The following is a 16,931-nucleotide window of genomic DNA, read 5'->3' as shown; positions in this document are numbered from 1 at the left end:
TTATCAGTTATCAGTTATCAGTTATCAGTTATCAGTTATCAGTTATCAGTTATCAGTGATCAGTTATCAGTGATCAGTGATCAGTTATCAGTGATCAGTTATCAGTTATCAGTGATCAGTTATCAGTTATCAGTGATCAGTGATCAGTTATCAGATTATAGTTTTAAGTGGACAGTGTTAGGTGAAAACTTCGCTAATTTCTTTTCACTGATTACTGTTCACTGATTACTGTTCACTGAAAATACTTCCCACACCCTTGTCAAGTAAATAAATCTAAAAATTTTGGCTAATTTTTGGACACCTCTCCATACTCGTCTGGAAACCACGGTGAAAAAGGGACAATTACTACCTAAAAATGCGTCTCTGTTAGTGGCATTGTCTGCGGGTCAGGATTCCCTCTGTTTAGGTCAATTATTGCTGGATTTGCGCTCTCGTTGGGGTTGGCAACTAGCGATCGCTCATTGTGATCACCGTTGGTCCTACGACGGAGGATTAGTGGATCATGTGCAGAAAATCGCCGAAATTTGGCAATTACCCGTTTATATTGCCACTGCACCCCCCATGGCGGAAACAGAAGCCAAAGCAAGACAATGGCGTTATCAAGCTTTACAAACAATCGCCCAAGAACAGGGTTTTAATTATCTTCTCACGGCACACACGAGGAGCGATCGAGCGGAAACTTTTCTTTATAATCTCACGCGCGGGGCGGGTAGTGATGGACTTTCTGCCTTAACTTGGTTGACAAGTTTAACCCCAGATATTTTTTTAGTCCGTCCCCTCTTAAATGTCACTCGCGGGGAAACTTTCGCTTTTTGTCAAAGTCGAGAATTACCGATCTGGTATGATCGAGCTAATGAGAATTTACGCTATGCTCGCAATCGCATCCGTCAGGAATTATTACCCTACCTGCAAACTAATTTAAATCCCCAAATCGAAAAACATCTCGCCCAAACTGCTGAAATTTTGGAAGCAGAAAGCGATTATTTAGATAGTATTGCCCGGGATATTTTTCGTCAGGTTATTGATCTAGATCAAAAAAGACTCGATCGCTCCCCTTTACAAATTTTACCTCTAGCGATACAAAGACGAGTGATTCGTTTATTTTTAGCTCAATATTTACCATCATCGCCTAATTTTGCCGAAGTTGAGTCAGTGGTTAATCTCATTACTGGTGTTAATCGCAATGCCACTTCTTCCTTAACCGGCAAAATTCGGGTAGAAGTACAACAAAATTGGCTATATATTAGTTATCAGTGATCAGTTATCAGTTATCAGATTACAGTTTTAAGTGGACAGTGTTAGGTGAAAACTTTCTTTTCACTGATTAAGTGGGTGGGTGGAATTAAATATAAGATGAACGTAGGTTGGGTTGAAGCATGAAACCCAACCCCCTTCGCTACTTTCTTTTCACTGATTACTGCTTACTGTTTACTGTTCACTGAAAAAACCCATCTCCCCATTCTAGTTATCTCTAGCTAACTTTTACAGCAATTGGTTTAAGAAGAAACTAAAATGGTAATACAATTAAACTAAGAATAAAATTGGCGGGGCATAATGAGCGAAACTAAAGTAATTAATCGAGAAAATTTACTGGTAAATCTCCGGCAACAACTACGCGCCGGACAACAGGAATTAGCCGATTGGCAAGGGGGAAAAATGGCCATTTCTGCGGTGCCGGGAGCGGGAAAATCTCACAGTTTAGCAGTAGCTGCCGCTATGGTTATTGCTCGTGAGCAACTGCACGCTAAAAAACAGTTAATTATTGTCACCTACACCCGCTCGGCTGCCGCTAGTATTAAAGCTAAAATTAAACAACGCTTGCAAGATTTACAGCTTTCTGCTCAAGGTTTTAGCGTTCAAACTCTGCACGGACTGGCCCTACAATTGGCCCGTCGTTACCCAGAATTATCGGCATTAGACCTCGAATCTTCTACCTTAGTTATTCCGACTCCTAGCCACAGAATTATTAGAAACTCGGTGGAAAAATGGCTAATTGCCGATCCAATTCGTTATCAAAAGTTATTAGAAGGAGTAGAATTTGATGGGGAAGAAACCGAAAGATTACGCCGTCAATCGGTGCTGAGAACCGAAATTTTACCTAGTCTTGCTTATGCGGCCATTCATGAGCTAAAAAGTTCGGGATTATCACCGCAGCAAGTCTGGGAATTAAGCCACTATACCGACGATAATTATCAAATTCTCGCTATGGCTAGTGGTTTGTACGAACAGTATGAAATCCTGATGCGTCAGAAAAACTATATAGATTATGATGACATGATTTTAGGAGCCTTGCGAGTATTAGAGGAAGAAAAAATTCGCCGACAATGGCAAAAATCTGTCTTTGGAGTCTTTGAAGATGAGGCACAGGATTCTAGTCCTCTCCAAGAAAAACTAATTACTATTTTAGCAAAAAATAATGACGGAGAAATACCTAATTTAATTCGCGTCGGCGATCCCAATCAAGCGATTAATTCTACCTTTACTCCCGCCGATCCTGTTTACTTTAATTGGTTTTGTGAAAGTTGTCAAAACGAAGGCAATTTATCCACTATGAACCAAGCAGGTCGCAGCAATACTAAAATTATTGAAGCTGCTAATTTAGTGTTACAATGGGTCGATCGAGATTGGAAACAGGGAAAAGATAATCATAAAGTTACCGAGGCGCCTTTTCGGGTTCAAGCGATTCTTCCCGTCGGTGCTGAAGATCCCCAACCTAATCCAGTTAAAGAGGGAAAAGGATTAGAAATTTATCAACCCGATGACATTTATCAAACAGTAGAATTAATTGAAAAACGTCTAGTTAAATTACTCCAAGAAAATCCTCAACATAATGCCGCTATCCTCGTTAGAGAAAATCGACAAGGACACTTTTTTGCTCAAAAATTCGCCCATTTTTATAAAAGTTATCAAATCAGAATTTTTGAAGCTAACGAGATCGATCGCTTTTCCCAAATTCCCGCCGAAATGCTGAAACTATTAGCTTTTGTCGAACGTCCCCACTCTCCCGATTATCTCAAAGCGGCTTTAGAAGTGCTACAATTTAGGGGTTTAATTACTGCCCAAGACTTAAATCCTTTAGTTACCTATCCCGAACAATTTCTTTATCCCACTCCCCTCGATCCTGAACTGAAATCTAACGAAAAAATCGCCCGTCGTTATTGTTGCAGTTTACTAAAAGCTAGATTAGAATTACCCCATTATCAACTCCTGTCTTTTTTCGCTATGACTCTCCAATATTCGGGGTCAGAATTAGCCACATTGCAAAAATTAACCGCCCGTATTTATCAGGAAACTGCTGGTAATAGTTCTCTGAAAAATACAATTAATACCCTTAATGAAATTATCGCCTCTGAGCGCTTTGAAGGAGTGGAAGAAGATAACGACGATTGTTATACTCGTCCCGGACAACTGACTATTATTACTATGCACAAAGCCAAGGGTTTAGACTGGGATTATGTTTTTATTCCCTTTCTTCATGAAGATATTATCCCCGGCAAACCTTGGGTTCCCAATGGGGCGAAATTTTTGGGAGATTTTACCCTCGCAGAAGTGGCACGAGCGCAAATTCGAGCAGCGGTTCATCAACGCTATTTAAACCCCGACAGCATACCAATTATTCCCCCACCTTTAAGCGCTTGGTTAGAAGCTGGACAACTTAAAAAAGCTGAAGAATACCGACTTTTGTATGTAGCGATGACGCGAGCAAAAAGACTTTTATGGATGTCGAGTGAAAAAAAAGCTCCCTTCCGTTGGAACACTTTTCGCGGAGATGAAAGTAGTCAATTACAGGATAAAAATCCCTGTCCTGTCTTTCCTGTTTTAATCAATGCTTTCCCCGATTCTTTCTGTGTTTAACTGTTGCTGCAGCGTCCGCGGATAAAGAATTAGGAAGACAAACCACCAGAGGAGTATAGGAATAGATAGGAGTAGAGTTAACCAGAGACGCTGAGTTAAAAACCAACAGCCGGCAATCAGGGTAATTCCTGTCAATAAAATCGACCAAGGTTGACACCAACGGGGTTTGTGATCCCAAACGCTACTAGATTTCGAGTTAGACATTGGTTAAGGTTCGGTAATTTACTAACTCAATTTTAGAGCGATCGAGCTTAAAAAACGCTTGGGAAGACCGAAAGAGTAAAACATTACTCGATTTACTTATTTAAAAATAACTTCCCCCAATCATAGCCGCTAATAAAATAAAACCGACCCAAACATTTTGACCGAACATTTGACCATAAACTGGTTTGGGTAAATCCGATTGACGTAACAACCAGTATTGACGCAACCAAGCGATCGCCGCTAGACCCAACCCTAGCCAAAAAAAGGCTGATAACTGCATTTTTTGCCCCTCCCAAGCCAATAAACCCACTGTCAGGGCAAAAAAGACCCCCACGGCTTCTGGGGCGTATTTGCCGAAAAAGATGGCACTAGAGTTAATACCAACCTTGAGATCATCCTCTCGATCGGACAGAGCATAAATTGTATCAAATGCTAATGTCCAAAAAATCACCGCTCCCCATAATATAAATGTATTACTATTTAACGACCCGGTGACGGCACTCCAACAGATTAAAACCGCAAAACCCCAAGCGAGAGAAAGAACCAATTGGGGTACAGGAAAAAAACGCTTGGCGAGAGGATAGCAGATAATCAAGGGAACAGCGGCTAAACATAGGCAAAAACTCAGGAAATTCAGATATAAAGCTAAAATCGCGGCGCAAAAGAAAGCAATCAGAGCGATAATCAAACCAACCTTGATCGATAAAGCTCTGGCCGCTAAAGGACGGTTACGAGTGCGATCGACTTGTGGATCGATATCGCGATCCCAAAGATCGTTAACCACACAACCGGCGGCGCTAGTGGCCAAAGTTCCCAAAATGATCACCCCGATCAAGGGTAGTGGTGGCACCCCGTCTGCCGCCAAAAATACCGCCCATAAAGCGGGAACCATCAAAATTAACCTACCGGCGGGTTTATCCCAGCGCAAGAGGCGAATAATCGTCATCCAAGTGGGTTCTAGATCGGGTTGGGATATGGTCATAATTTCTCGTAAAAAGTAGAAACTAGGAGTTAAGGGGGTGTGGGGTGTGGGGGGTTGGGTGTGGGGTGTGGGGTTTTGGGGAAGTGGGGTGTGGGAAGTGGGGTTTTGGGGAAGTGGGGTGTGGGGTTTGGGGTGTGGGAAGAATAAATAAAAATAATCTCCTGACGACCGACGACCGGCTACTGACGACCAGCTACTGACTCCTAACCCCACCAGTAAACTTTTTCAGCAAACTCTACTTACTTAACGTGATTACCAGCCCCAACTATTGGGAACGCCTTTAAACGGACCGACCACATCGGAGGTTATCCATCCCCCGTAAAAGTTGCCCGGTTGCGGTTGTACTAATTCCCCGTCGGCATAACAAGCGGTCATTTTCGCAGGATAAAAAGCCAGATAATTCTTAATTGCCTGAAACTCTGGTGTCGGATCCGGATAATACCAAGCGGCGTTAATTGCCTGTTGGTCGCCAAGGGTGATATTGTAATATCCGGCTAGACCTTTCCACTCACAAAAAGACTTTTCTGCTGTGGCTTGCAGGTATTCCATTTTAATATCTTGGGGCGGTAGATAATAAACTGGGGGATGACTGGTTTCTAGAACTCGATAACTGCTTTTAGTATCGGCAATTATCACACCATTAAAGATAATTTGTAGGTGTTTAGGCGATAATTCTAGGCGCGGGGGACGAGGATAATCCCAGACGGATTCCTGTCCTGCTTTTGCTGGTATCGGTTGGGGACGAAACATAATTTTTCTTATATTATTCTCCGAGTCAGTAAACAGTAAACAGTATTCAGTTTACTGCTCACTGTTTACTGTTTACTGCTCACTGAAAAGAGTTTTCTCAGGGTTTCCACTCGTTCTCGATTGACATTTAAATCCGATTCTCCTAAGCGGGAGGCCGAGCGAACATCGATCGCATTTTTGCTAGGATTAAGAGAAAATTCCAGATCATCGACAAATCCCATCCATTGACTGCTAAATTCGGCGTAGAGATAGTTACTATCTTGGTTAATAATTTTAGTTCTCGGTTGGGAAGCGATAATTTTAGCTAATTGCTCGATCGCTTTTTCCCCGCTACCCTGATAACTAAGGGGTTCGATCGAATGAGCCGGATCCTGACTCTGACTACTAACACAATTAGGAGTGACCGGACAAGGGGCCAGTTTACCTTCCCTGACTCCCAAATAATCGGGACGAGTACCGGCGAATAAACTGACGCTATCGGGAGCAATTAACCTAATTCCTAGCCAGATGAGCAGTATTCCCAGGAAAATAAACGGGGTTAGCCGGAAAGATTTTTTCACCGTGTCGGAAGTTTCAGTCATGCTAGTCTTACAGAATCACTTCAATTAACTTAACATTGATAGGTGTGACAATATCAGGAGATAGAATAAGATGTTTCTCGATGAATTACAACCCGTTGTTAAAGAACTGATTCAACAACCGATCGCTTTTTTCGGTGGTTTTGCCTCTGGATTACTGCGCTTGAAACTTTCGGACGATCCCCTGAAAACATGGTTAGAACAGCAGGGATTAGTCAGTTTTAACGACAATAATCAGGATAACGGCAACAGTCCCCAGTCGATCTCGATCGATTAGGGATCAGGGGTTAGCTGTTGGGGGTAAGGGTATTCTCCCATCCCCAACACCCCCCGCTTACTACCCCATCAGCTTAACTTGTTGCTGAAAGTAGATAAATTTCCTCGGCTACTCGTTTCAAGCGTCTTAATTGCGCTTCCATATCCTTTTTAGTCCATTTGGCGGCGAATTGCTGGAATCCCCACCCCACAACCGGATTAGGAATCGCAAACTCAAAACGATTGATTAGACAAGTGCCGCCATCATTGGGTTGACATTCCCAGCGATCGCAACCGCGAAAAAAGCCTTCAAATTGCCAGACAATTAACCCCGGTTCTCTCTCAATCACCGTACTTTTCAGCGTTGGCTGAATTAGGGGAATTTGAATCAAAAAACGACTTCTCCCACCGATATCGGTCTTCCAATCGCCGATAGGTTCACAAACTAACACCGGATTCAACCAACGACGCATTAACTCTAAATCCGTGATACAACGCTCCACCGTCGTGGCACTAGCTTTAATCTGAATTGATTGTTCAAATACTTGACAAGATGACATTGATCTGCTTATAAATTACTGGCTGGAATTAAATATAAGATGAACGTAGGTTGGGTTGAAGCATGAAACCCAACGCCTGCATGGGTTACGCTACCGCTAACCCATCCTACAAATAATTGTGCCTCCCTACTTAAATTACTGGCTGAGAATTATCGGTAGTCGGACAAAAATAAAGTTAACTGTGCAGACAAGGCAACAGTAAGGGTTTTGTACTTGGTTACATTTCTTAACATAGTCTTGTTTATAGCCTTTCTCATCAAGATGAAGTGTAACCTAATTTGCTATGGACGACCGGCGATCGACTCCCCAAAACGAAAACTTCCTACCTCATCATTAAGATAACTGCTCTCAAGCTCATTTTTTCACTAGCTTGAGCAACTCTTGAAAACGTTGGCGTAATCTCTCAATATTAGCCGATTTCCCGCCATAACTCCAATCAACGTAGGCGCGAGCAATCTCCGGACCCTAACGAGGGTTGGCTGAATATTACTGGAAGCCTGACTACAAAAGGATTTGACTGATAGTTAGCAAGCACTAATTAATTTACTTGTTGAATAAAAAATCATTAACTGTAACAATATTGGGCTCTTCGTTACTTGTTATGGTTCGATAGGGGGGGCATAAATCGACTAAATCCTTATCTGGCAAGAGACTTAATTGATTAGTTCGCTCTAGAGCAAAACCAATTGACAAAAATCGCTAAATGCCTTTCTCTATAAGGGTTCCATCCCTTATAACCCCCGTCCATTGCATAACACAAACCGAAGAGCCCTAATTAATTTACTTGTTGAATAAAAAATCGGCTCTTCTGGTTTCTGTCTGTAAACGAGGTCTATACTGATAGTTTCTTCTTTCAAAATAGTCCTAAAAGTCTTGCCCAGTAAGCATTTAACCTTACATAAGCAAAAATTATCACACAAAGTCGAGAAGAGCCAAGTTTAGTTACTCTCAATTTAATATCTGTAATTTACTTTGGTTGCGAAAAACCAGCACCGACAGTATAAGCGCCGGGAAAAAATTTTTTGTAAAGATTGGTTATAGCTTGAGTCAGGTTTGGATAATTGGCGCTAAGATTATCGGAGGATTTTCTTTCGGCACTGGTAGAAAACAATTAGGAGGATTTATGATCCCAGTTAATGAGGCTCAACAAAAGTTGCAGGACTTGATTGATTCAGTGACTGTTTCCCACGAACCCATTATTATTGAGGGATGCGATGGTAATGCAGTTTTGCTATCTCAAGGGGATTGGAAATCGGTACAAGAAACGTTATATCTCCTCTCAATTCCGGGGATGCGAGAATCAATTCGGGAGGGACTGGCAACGCCGGTTGAAGAATGTGCTGAGGAGCTAGAATGGTGAGGTGGAAATTGGTTTACACCAAACAGGCGCAGAAAGACGCTAAGAAGCTTAATTCTAGTCATTTAAAAAATAAAGCGCAGATGTTACTTGACATTCTTCAGGTCAATCCATTCCAAAATCCCCCGCCTTAGGAAAAGTTAGTGGGAGATTTGAATGGTGTGTACTCTCGGCGAATAAGCATTCAGCATCGTCTTGTGTACGAAGTTATTCAATCTGAGGGTATAGTTAAAATCCTGCGGATGTGGACACATTATGAATAGCGTTAAGACATCGTTAAATCTAGGATTTGCTGAAAAACTTTTTCGGCAAACCCTAACTATAGGCTCAAGCTCACTTTTTCACCAACTTGACAAATTCTCGAAAACGTTGGCGTAAACTCTCGATATTAGCCGATTTCCCGCCATAACGCCAATCAACGTAGGCGCGAGCAATCTCCTCGATAATATTCGCCACTGGCGGCGGTTGGACGCGGCGGGCGGCGGCGGCGTATTCTAAAGGGGTTTGAGCGGGATGTTTACCATAACCGGCTTCTGTTAAGATTCCTAACATTTGCTGGTATAAACGCTCGATTGGTGGTAGTTTTGCTAACTTGCGACCCCGACGCCAACGATGGAACTGTCCCCATCCTAACCAACCAGCGTAAGCGAAGACGACCCCCACTAAACCACCGAGAATTCCCCCGAAAAGACTGCCGGAAATAAAGCGCCATAACCAGGCCAATAACTGACCGATAGTAACGATAACATTTTCCCAAATCAGACCGAGAAAACCCGTTACTGGAGAGGGCAACCATCCGGCTACCCATTGCCAAAATTGCTTGAGGACGCTAAAAGGTTCCGCTTCCTCAAAGGATGGGGGAATTAATTCGTGACCTGGGATAGGATCGAAAGTGTACCAACCGTAACCAGGGAAAAACACCTCTGTGATGGCGTAAGCGTCCGTATTTTGGACAACATAAAAGCCAGTGAAAGGATTAAACTGGCCAGGGGCAAAACCGGTGGCTAATCGGGCAGGAATACCGATCGAGCGTAACATAATCGTTAACACGGTGGAAAAATGATCGGCGTAACCCCCCTGAAAACGAAATAAAAAGGCCGAGACTAAATCCTCATTTTCGGCTAAAAAGGGCAAATCGGTTTTTAATTCATAGTTTTGCTTTAATGCTTGGGCCAAATATAGGGCCTTCTCGTAGGGAGAGGTTAAAGGTGTGGGAGATTTGGCCAGCAATTCCTCGGTTTTTCGGCGGACTTTCGGGGCAATTTCGGCAGGAATTTGTAAATAATACTTGAGAATAGACTTAGGGTAGTTTTCTGATGCCGATCGCAGTTGGCTGCGATTGCGTTCTGGCACTTGTGAGATTACAGTATAAGTTAGCCCTTCTGCTAATCCTCCCGGCGACCTTAAGCTATTTTCTCGGTCCAGAGATACCTGTCGAGTGGGAAAAAAGAGAAACTGGGGCGAAGTAAGAGCAGGGATAATATTCGGTAAACTGGAGACAATGCTGTAAGTTTGGACTACCTGATGAGTTTTTGCTTGGGTTGCAGGTAGCGGCACAAAAAAGCGATAGGACCAACTACTGCGATTTAAATCCTCTAATTCTTGATCTCGCGAGATTTGCCACCCTTGACCAGTATAGCGATCAAAGGCCATGGCGCGCCAGAATCCGGGAGCTTGAGAACGTACCCGCATGACTGTCTGGGGAGTCATACTTCCCCGCAAATTTTGGTTGATTTGGCTGTTAAAACCGTAATAAAAGGTAGAATCTAACTGTCCTGACCCTGTAGTGGGACTATTACCGCCATTTACGCCACCATTCCCCGTTTCACCCTCGCGCACATAGCCGGGGTTAACGATTTGTCGGTCTCCCTGTTCAAAATCCTGATTTTCCATACCTCCTGGACTATTGACGGGAAAAGATTGAATTTGATAACCAGGAAAACGCGGCATCAGGGCAAAAATTGTCAATCCCAAGAGGACAATTGTCAGAAAGAAAATCCCGAAACGTTTGGGAGAAAGGGGAGAATTTTGTGGGGAAACTAATTTTTTTGTAGCTAGACGGGGGGGTTTCTTTGCCAAGAAAGGGAGACTCTGATTGAGATTATCTAAACCTAAACGAGAACGATAGTCTAAAACTAGGGTAGGTAGGGATAAAAGCAGAAAGAGGATTAACCAAGGCGCAAAAGCAAGGGTTTGAGAGATTGTCCCGGCGACTCCCAAGAGAATTAAACCGATTACCATAGAATAACCTAAGTCTTTGCGTCGGGGCAGGTCAAAACTATGGAGAATTTGTAATTGAATTAATAATTGTGTTAGAGCAATGCGACTATCCTGCATCGCAACGATATTACCCAAGAATAGCGCCAACACTACCAACATTCCGATCGCTATACAAAATTTTGCCCCAATATTGCGCTTTTTCCTGCGTCGCCAACTCCAGATTCCGCCGATAATACTGAGAGGAACGGCCCAAATACTGGTATAACTATCAGTAGCCACATCGGTGGCGATAATACCGACGATTACTAAAGCTTGCACCAGAATTCTTAAAATAATCGATTCCTCGGTTTCTGGCAAGGGAGAAGATTCTATCTTTTGCCAGAGGGTTTTTAAGGAAGGTCTTGGACGAGCGGCACTGCTAACCATAGGGTAAATTGGGAGAAGGACAAAGAAGTTAATTTTATATTTCCCAGTTTTAATCTCGATCGCTCCATGGGGTAAAGTGGATTTTAGATGTCAGGAGTCAGGAGACGGGAGATAGGGAGCAAAAAGCTGATGACTGATAACTGATAACTGATAACTGATAACTGATAACTGACCTATGATAGCCGTTACCAACCCTGAAATTTTACCGTTACTTCATCCCCTGATTGGACAATTAGCCACAGCAATTCTGTCCCACTGGGAAAATTATCTTGATTTGTCGCCCTTTGAGTTACCCGAAGGTTTAGGCTATGTGGAGGGACGTTTAGAAGGGGAAAAATTAATTATCGAGAATCGCTGCTATCAAACCCCCCAGTTCCGCAAAATGCACCTAGAACTGGCTAAACTGGGCAATGGTTTGGATATACTTCACTGTGTCATGTTCCCCCGTCCAGAATATCCGCTGCCGATGTTTGGATGTGATATAGTCTCCGGCAAAGCGGGAATCAGTGCCGCTATTGTGGATCTTTCTCCCACCAGTGTCGATAAAACCCTCTCTAGTGCCTATAATCAAGCTTTAGCGGCTTTACCTGGGGTCGATTTCGCTCAAGCTCGTGATTTGCCGCCTTGGGGTCATATTTTCTCGGAATATTGTCTGTTTATTCGTCCCGAAACCGCCGCCGAGGAACGACAATTTTTACAAAGAGTAACAGATTTCTTGACAATTCACTGCAAATGTGCTATGGAAAGTCAGCCCCTTTCCGGAGAAGAAGCGCGCATTTATTTACAGGGACAACGGGATTATTGTAGTCAACAGCAAAAAAACGATAAAACTCGGCGTGTACTAGAAAAAGCCTTTGGTTGGGAATGGGCAGAGCGTTATATGACAGGTGTTCTCTTCGATTTACCCGATTAAACTGAACTATCCCTTCCCCCCTTGCTCCTAGGGTTGATTCATCGTAGGGTTGATTCATGAATCAACCCTACCATTAATATGGGGGGAGCCGACAATTTTTAACACCTACCCACTTAATTTAGAGATTTTCTGCAACCTCATCGCTATTTTTCCCATTTTTGAACTCTCAAAAATTAATTAGGGCGGAAGTCTCTTGAAACTTAACAATATTAACAGACAAGGACGGGAAAATAATTGCTAGATTGGGTTAGGTACAGTCAAATGTAACCGCGAGAACAAGAGAAAAAAGGCGGTTTTGCTAGGTAAAACCGTCAAAAGGCCTTAGCTTAATTTCTCGATTCTGACGATTAAATAAATATTAAAACAGCCGATGAATCTAACGAACTTTCCTTGGTTAACTGTCATCATCCTTTTTCCCATCGTCGCCGCTTTATTGGTTCCCATAATTCCCGATAAAGACGGTAAAACCGTGAGATGGTTTGCTCTGACGGTGGGATTAATCGACTTTGCCCTAATTATCTACGCTTTCTATAGCAGTTACGATTTCGCTAATCCCAATCTGCAATTAGTGGAAAGTTACCAATGGTTGCCAGAAATTGACCTAAGATGGTCTTTAGGAGCCGATGGCCTCTCCATGCCTCTGATTATCTTAACGGGATTTATTACCACTCTAGCTATCTTAGCGGCTTGGCCGGTCACTTTTAAACCGAAACTATTCTACTTCCTGATGCTGTTGATGTACGGGGGACAGATTGCGGTGTTTGCCGTACAGGATCTGTTACTGTTCTTCCTCGTCTGGGAATTAGAATTAGTCCCCGTCTATCTGATCCTCTCTATTTGGGGCGGTAAACGCCGTCTCTACGCAGCCACCAAATTTATCCTTTACACCGCCGGAGGCTCTCTCTTCATCCTTGTAGCGGCGCTGACGATGGCTTTTTATGGCGATACCGTCTCCTTTGACATGGTGACTATTGCTGGCAAGGATTTCCCCCTGAAACTGCAATTATTCCTCTACGCCGGTTTTCTGATTGCCTACGGGGTAAAACTGCCGATTTTCCCCCTCCATACTTGGCTACCGGATGCCCACGGCGAAGCCACTGCCCCCGCCCATATGTTACTAGCGGGAATTTTGCTTAAAATGGGTGGTTATGCGCTCTTACGGATGAATATGGGGATGTTACCCGATGCTCACGCCGTTTTCGCTCCCGTTTTGGTGATTTTAGGGGTAGTTAATATTATCTACGCCGCCTTAACCTCTTTTGCCCAACGCAATCTTAAGCGCAAAATTGCCTATTCTTCCATCTCTCACATGGGATTTGTCCTGATTGGCATGGCTTCCTTTACCGATATTGGTACAAGTGGGGCGATGTTACAGATGATTTCCCACGGACTGATTGGGGCGAGTTTATTCTTTATGGTCGGTTGTACCTACGATCGCACCCATACCCTGATGTTAGACGAGATGGGCGGTGTCGGCAAGAAAATGAAGAAAGTTTTTGCCATGTGGACCACCTGTTCCCTCGCTTCCCTGGCTTTGCCCGGGATGAGCGGTTTTGTGGCGGAATTAATGGTATTTATCGGTTTTGCCACCAGTGATGCCTATAGTCCCACTTTCCGCGTCATCATCGTCTTTTTAGCGGCTATCGGTGTCATTCTCACCCCGATTTATCTCTTGTCCATGTTGCGAGAAATTCTCTACGGGCCGGAAAATAAGGAATTAGAAGAACACCATGCCCTAGTGGATGCGGAACCCCGGGAAGTCTTTATCATCGCTTCTCTATTAGTGCCAATTATCGGCATTGGACTCTATCCCAAAGTGGCCACGACAATTTACGATGCTACTACCAATAAATTAACCGCCCTAGCGCGTAATTCTGTCCCCAGTTTAGTGCAACAGGCAAAGGCAAAAACCGCTAGTTTCTCCCTTTATTCCCTCAAAGCTCCAGAAATCTAAGGAGTTATCAGTTATCAGTTATCAGTTACCAGTTACCAGTTATCAGATTTGAGTTTTAAGTGAGCAGTATTAAATCCCAATTTCCGCACTTCTTAACATTCAATTGACGATTTTTACTAATATTAAATCTGGTTATTAAAGAATGATTATCTATTGCCCCTTTTGCATGAGTGCATGAGTAGAAAACGGGTTTCTCGGAGAAACCCGTTTTCTGTGGGTTAATCAACGGATTTAGTATTATTATACTTTAGTATTATTATACATAATTGATTGTGTGATTATTGTCATGTGATCGCTACTGAGTACAGCCTAGAGAATTATCAGAATTGGTCTCCACTGGAGCAATCGCACCCAAAGAAGATTAGGCGGTCGCAACGCGCTCGCTACCCGAGACCGCAACATAGCAAAATATAGGAGTTTAGCCCATGTCTAACGAAACCGTGACTTATTCCCTAGAAGCTGTTCTAACAAGGATCGAGGGGAAAATAGACTCTCTACAAAGGGATGTCAATCAAAAATTCGACAAAATCGATGAACGATTAACCAAAGTAGAAATAGGACAATCGGAGTTAAAAGGGGAGATTAAAGCCTTAGGCTTTAAGATTGAGGGCATCGATAAAAGATTAGAAAAAGTAGAAAACGAGCAATCTGTTTTAGTTAAGTCTGTTTCTGACTTACAGGGATTTCGGGGGTTAATTTTACCTCTGATTGTTGGGGGAATTAGTGCCGGTATCGGGGCAATAATCACCGTTAGTATCAGATTTTCTCTACTCAGTGGCAACCCATAAATAAGGCGGTCGCAACGCGCTCGCTACGCGAGACCGCAACATAGCAAAATATAGGAGTTTAGCTCATGTCTAACGAAACTGTGACTTATTCCCTAGAAGCTGTTCTGACAAGGATTGAGGGGAAAATAGACTCTCTACAAAGAGATGTTAACAAGCTAGAGATAGGACAATCGGAGTTAAAAGGGGAGATTAAAGCCCTAGATGAGCGACTAACCACAGAAATTAAAGGATTAACTGCAAGAGTCGCTAATCAGGAATTTACCAATCGAGGGATTCTAATCGCTTTGGTTGTTGCCATTTTAGGAGGGGCAGCCAAACTTTTTGGTTTTCTTCCCAATCCCTAACAGATATCTAATTAGGAAGTTGCCGTTTTCTTTTCACTGATAACTGAAAAATCCCTACCCTACCCAATCACCTCGTGTAAATCCGTCGGTGCGAGATTAGGATAAACCACTTCACCATCCTTAAACCAAATAATGCGCTGAGAGTGACGCGCCACATCAGCCTCATGAGTTACCATGACGATAGTAATGCCACTGTTATTCAATTCCGAGAAAATAGCCATCACCTCTTGGGTAGTTTTCGAGTCTAGCGCCCCCGTCGGTTCATCAGCAAGTAATAATATGGGTTGATTGACAATTGCCCTAGCAATAGCAACGCGCTGCTGTTGTCCCCCCGATAATTGATTGGGTTTATTGTGCAGTCGATTATCCAATTTTACCTTCGTTAAAGCAGCGATCGCTCTTTCCTTTCTTTCTTGGGGAGAAACCCCACCATAAATCATCGGTAACATGACATTTTCCAGCGCACTCATCTGGGGTAAAAGATGGAATTGCTGGAAAACAAAGCCGATTTTGCGATTGCGAATCTGGGCTAAATCCCCATCCGGCAGCGTGGAAACGTCCAGATTTTCTAGATAATAGGACCCCGAGGTGGGACGATCAAGACAGCCGATAATATTCATGGCTGTGGATTTTCCCGAACCCGAAGCCCCCATAATAGCGCAATATTCCCCTTTTTTTAGGCTTAAATTGATGTTATTGAGGGCTTTAACCATGGTTTCGCCACTGCCGTAGATTTTAGACACATTTTCGAGGCGAATAATTACTGGCTGATAGACTTCGGCTTTATCGTTGCGTTCGCTGAGAGAGGAAGTATCAAAACTCATGAAATAATATAGAGATAAAACCATTAAATGCAGCTATTCTAACCTGAGCAATTCTCCATTCAAGCAACATCCTTGAGAAAACCGACCAAAGGCAAGAAAACCGGCGCTAAATTCGAGCGAGCCACGGCTAAACAGGGATAGGATCGATCACTATAATTTTCCCCCACCTGTAAGGGAAAAATCTTTTCTCCTAAAGAGATAAATACCCCGCCGGCGGCCTGTAGAATTGCCCAAACCGCAGCAATATCCCAGACTTTTGGGGTTGCTTCCACTCCTCCCAAGACAGTGCCATCGGCAACCAAAAGCAGATTATAACTAGCCACTCCTATCATCCGCACTTTGCAGGGAAAGGGGTTTTTAAATACACCTGTACTACGAGCGCAGAGATTAAACAGATGATTTTTGCTGGGAAAATCGTCGCTGGTGTGAATCGGTTGACCATCGCAGTAGGCCCCCTCTGGACCGGTTAAACCCGTCTCACCGTACCAATAACCATAATAGGCCTGTTTCAGGCAGGGGAGATAAACAAATCCGAACACAGGAGTCCCCCGGTAGAGAAGTCCTAGGGAAATGCCCCAGATGGGAATACCGCGAGTAAAATTAGTCGTGCCGTCGATTGGATCCACTACCCAACACCATTCTTGATCCGGGAAAATATGGGTAGTTTCCTCGGTTAGGACTCCATGATCCTGGAAAGTGCGGGCAATTAATGATCGCAATTCGCCATCGGACCAACGGTCGGCAGCCGTCACTAAAGTCCCGTCTGCTTTATTGGTGGCCTGTAATTTGCCAAAATCAGCTACTAGGCGATCGCCCACCTGCTCGGTAGCCTGATAACAAAAGTCTAAAACCTGACTCCAAAAAGTTTCCATAATTTTCTCGTTCGTCTTCTAGTAGAATATTAAATCATTGTCTAAACTT

Annotated in this window: 18 protein-coding genes and 1 pseudogene; 10 read left to right on the top strand and 9 right to left on the bottom strand. The window is 43.4% G+C overall.

Translation table 11 applies throughout. The features are described 5' to 3' along the window. From IM509_RS00895 to IM509_RS00885, 3 genes are all read left to right on the top strand, one after another. Positions 1 to 225: hypothetical protein (locus tag IM509_RS00895; RefSeq protein WP_353847192.1), on the top strand; the 225-nt coding region annotated here is incomplete at its 5' end. A gap of 57 nt (positions 226 to 282) precedes the next feature. Then, entirely contained in the window at positions 283 to 1,257 is a 975-nt protein-coding gene (tilS, locus tag IM509_RS00890) for a tRNA lysidine(34) synthetase TilS (RefSeq protein ID WP_072923532.1), read from the top strand. A gap of 297 nt (positions 1,258 to 1,554) precedes the next feature. Continuing rightward, on the top strand, positions 1,555 to 3,855 hold the full coding sequence (locus tag IM509_RS00885; protein WP_052275751.1) for an ATP-dependent helicase: 2,301 nt from the start codon (positions 1,555 to 1,557) through the stop codon (positions 3,853 to 3,855). Here IM509_RS00885 and IM509_RS00880 read toward each other — a convergent pair. The 4 genes from IM509_RS00880 to IM509_RS00865 form a co-directional block, all read right to left on the bottom strand. Next, a complete protein-coding gene (locus IM509_RS00880) occupies positions 3,820 to 4,059 on the bottom strand; it encodes a DUF6737 family protein (RefSeq protein ID WP_016514583.1) in 240 nt (79 codons plus the stop codon). The two genes, IM509_RS00885 and IM509_RS00880, sit on opposite strands and share 36 nt — an antisense overlap. A 100-nt stretch (positions 4,060 to 4,159) precedes the next feature. After that, a complete protein-coding gene (locus tag IM509_RS00875; protein WP_185237749.1) occupies positions 4,160 to 5,041 on the bottom strand; it encodes a 4-hydroxybenzoate solanesyltransferase in 882 nt (293 codons plus the stop codon). 252 nt (positions 5,042 to 5,293) lie between these two features. Beyond that, the gene (locus IM509_RS00870) at positions 5,294 to 5,791 is read right to left on the bottom strand and encodes a DUF427 domain-containing protein (protein WP_185237748.1); all 498 of its coding nucleotides are present in this window, start codon (positions 5,789 to 5,791) and stop codon (positions 5,294 to 5,296) included. A gap of 65 nt (positions 5,792 to 5,856) precedes the next feature. Further along, positions 5,857 to 6,372, bottom strand: coding sequence for a DUF1499 domain-containing protein (locus IM509_RS00865; RefSeq protein ID WP_002788005.1), 516 nt, complete (start codon positions 6,370 to 6,372; stop codon positions 5,857 to 5,859). A 70-nt stretch (positions 6,373 to 6,442) separates the two neighbouring features. Between IM509_RS00865 and IM509_RS00860 the strand changes: the two genes are divergently transcribed. Next, complete coding sequence (locus IM509_RS00860) at positions 6,443 to 6,646, top strand: ssl0294 family protein (RefSeq protein WP_002788007.1); 204 nt, start codon at positions 6,443 to 6,445, stop codon at positions 6,644 to 6,646. 73 nt (positions 6,647 to 6,719) lie between these two features. Here the strand turns inward: IM509_RS00860 and IM509_RS00855 are convergent, their stop codons facing one another. Further along, positions 6,720 to 7,184 carry an SRPBCC family protein gene (locus IM509_RS00855; RefSeq protein ID WP_002778570.1) on the bottom strand — a complete coding sequence of 155 codons (465 nt, stop codon included), beginning with the start codon at positions 7,182 to 7,184 and terminating at the stop codon, positions 6,720 to 6,722. A gap of 543 nt (positions 7,185 to 7,727) precedes the next feature. Then, positions 7,728 to 7,877 carry a hypothetical protein gene (locus IM509_RS00850; RefSeq protein WP_287716258.1) on the bottom strand — a complete coding sequence of 50 codons (150 nt, stop codon included), beginning with the start codon at positions 7,875 to 7,877 and terminating at the stop codon, positions 7,728 to 7,730. Positions 7,878 to 8,226: 349 nt separating this feature from the next. On the opposite strand from IM509_RS00850, the gene IM509_RS00845 reads away from it, so the two are divergent. After that, complete coding sequence (locus IM509_RS00845; RefSeq protein WP_249264801.1) at positions 8,227 to 8,544, top strand: type II toxin-antitoxin system Phd/YefM family antitoxin; 318 nt, start codon at positions 8,227 to 8,229, stop codon at positions 8,542 to 8,544. Further along, a pseudogene (locus IM509_RS00840) lies at positions 8,538 to 8,804 on the top strand (Txe/YoeB family addiction module toxin). Before IM509_RS00845 ends, IM509_RS00840 begins: the two are co-directional and overlap by 7 nt. Before the next feature lie 70 nt (positions 8,805 to 8,874). Here IM509_RS00840 and IM509_RS00835 read toward each other — a convergent pair. Then, a complete protein-coding gene (locus IM509_RS00835; RefSeq protein ID WP_185237487.1) occupies positions 8,875 to 11,187 on the bottom strand; it encodes a transglutaminase TgpA family protein in 2,313 nt (770 codons plus the stop codon). Between the two features lie 175 nt (positions 11,188 to 11,362). Here IM509_RS00835 and IM509_RS00830 point away from each other — a divergent pair, with 175 nt between their 5' ends. The 4 genes from IM509_RS00830 to IM509_RS00815 all read left to right on the top strand — a co-directional run bounded on the left by IM509_RS00830 (position 11,363) and on the right by IM509_RS00815 (position 15,186). Beyond that, positions 11,363 to 12,100 (top strand): phycocyanobilin:ferredoxin oxidoreductase, encoded by a 738-nt coding sequence (locus tag IM509_RS00830; protein WP_072923545.1) that lies wholly within the window; start codon positions 11,363 to 11,365, stop codon positions 12,098 to 12,100. A 370-nt stretch (positions 12,101 to 12,470) separates the two neighbouring features. Continuing rightward, the gene (ndhD1, locus tag IM509_RS00825) at positions 12,471 to 14,054 is read left to right on the top strand and encodes a photosynthetic/respiratory NAD(P)H-quinone oxidoreductase subunit D1 (protein ID WP_072923547.1); all 1,584 of its coding nucleotides are present in this window, start codon (positions 12,471 to 12,473) and stop codon (positions 14,052 to 14,054) included. A gap of 425 nt (positions 14,055 to 14,479) precedes the next feature. Next, positions 14,480 to 14,842: a DUF4164 family protein gene (locus IM509_RS00820; protein WP_072923549.1), complete on the top strand. Its 363-nt coding sequence runs from the start codon at positions 14,480 to 14,482 to the stop codon at positions 14,840 to 14,842. A gap of 65 nt (positions 14,843 to 14,907) precedes the next feature. Next, a complete protein-coding gene (locus IM509_RS00815; protein WP_002735949.1) occupies positions 14,908 to 15,186 on the top strand; it encodes a hypothetical protein in 279 nt (92 codons plus the stop codon). Positions 15,187 to 15,245: 59 nt separating this feature from the next. On the opposite strand, the gene IM509_RS00810 is transcribed toward IM509_RS00815, so the two are convergent. Together IM509_RS00810 and IM509_RS00805 are read right to left on the bottom strand one after the other, a co-directional pair. Further along, a complete protein-coding gene (locus tag IM509_RS00810) occupies positions 15,246 to 16,010 on the bottom strand; it encodes an ABC transporter ATP-binding protein (protein ID WP_052275757.1) in 765 nt (254 codons plus the stop codon). A gap of 59 nt (positions 16,011 to 16,069) precedes the next feature. Then, positions 16,070 to 16,882: an inositol monophosphatase family protein gene (locus IM509_RS00805; protein ID WP_052275758.1), complete on the bottom strand. Its 813-nt coding sequence runs from the start codon at positions 16,880 to 16,882 to the stop codon at positions 16,070 to 16,072. Positions 16,883 to 16,931: the final 49 nt, after the last annotated feature.

This window comes from Microcystis sp. M31BS1 (assembly GCF_020245285.1).
GTDB lineage: Bacteria > Cyanobacteriota > Cyanobacteriia > Cyanobacteriales > Microcystaceae > Microcystis > Microcystis panniformis.
Note: the sequence above shows the minus strand (reverse complement) of the source record. Positions and strands in the feature narration are given on the sequence as shown.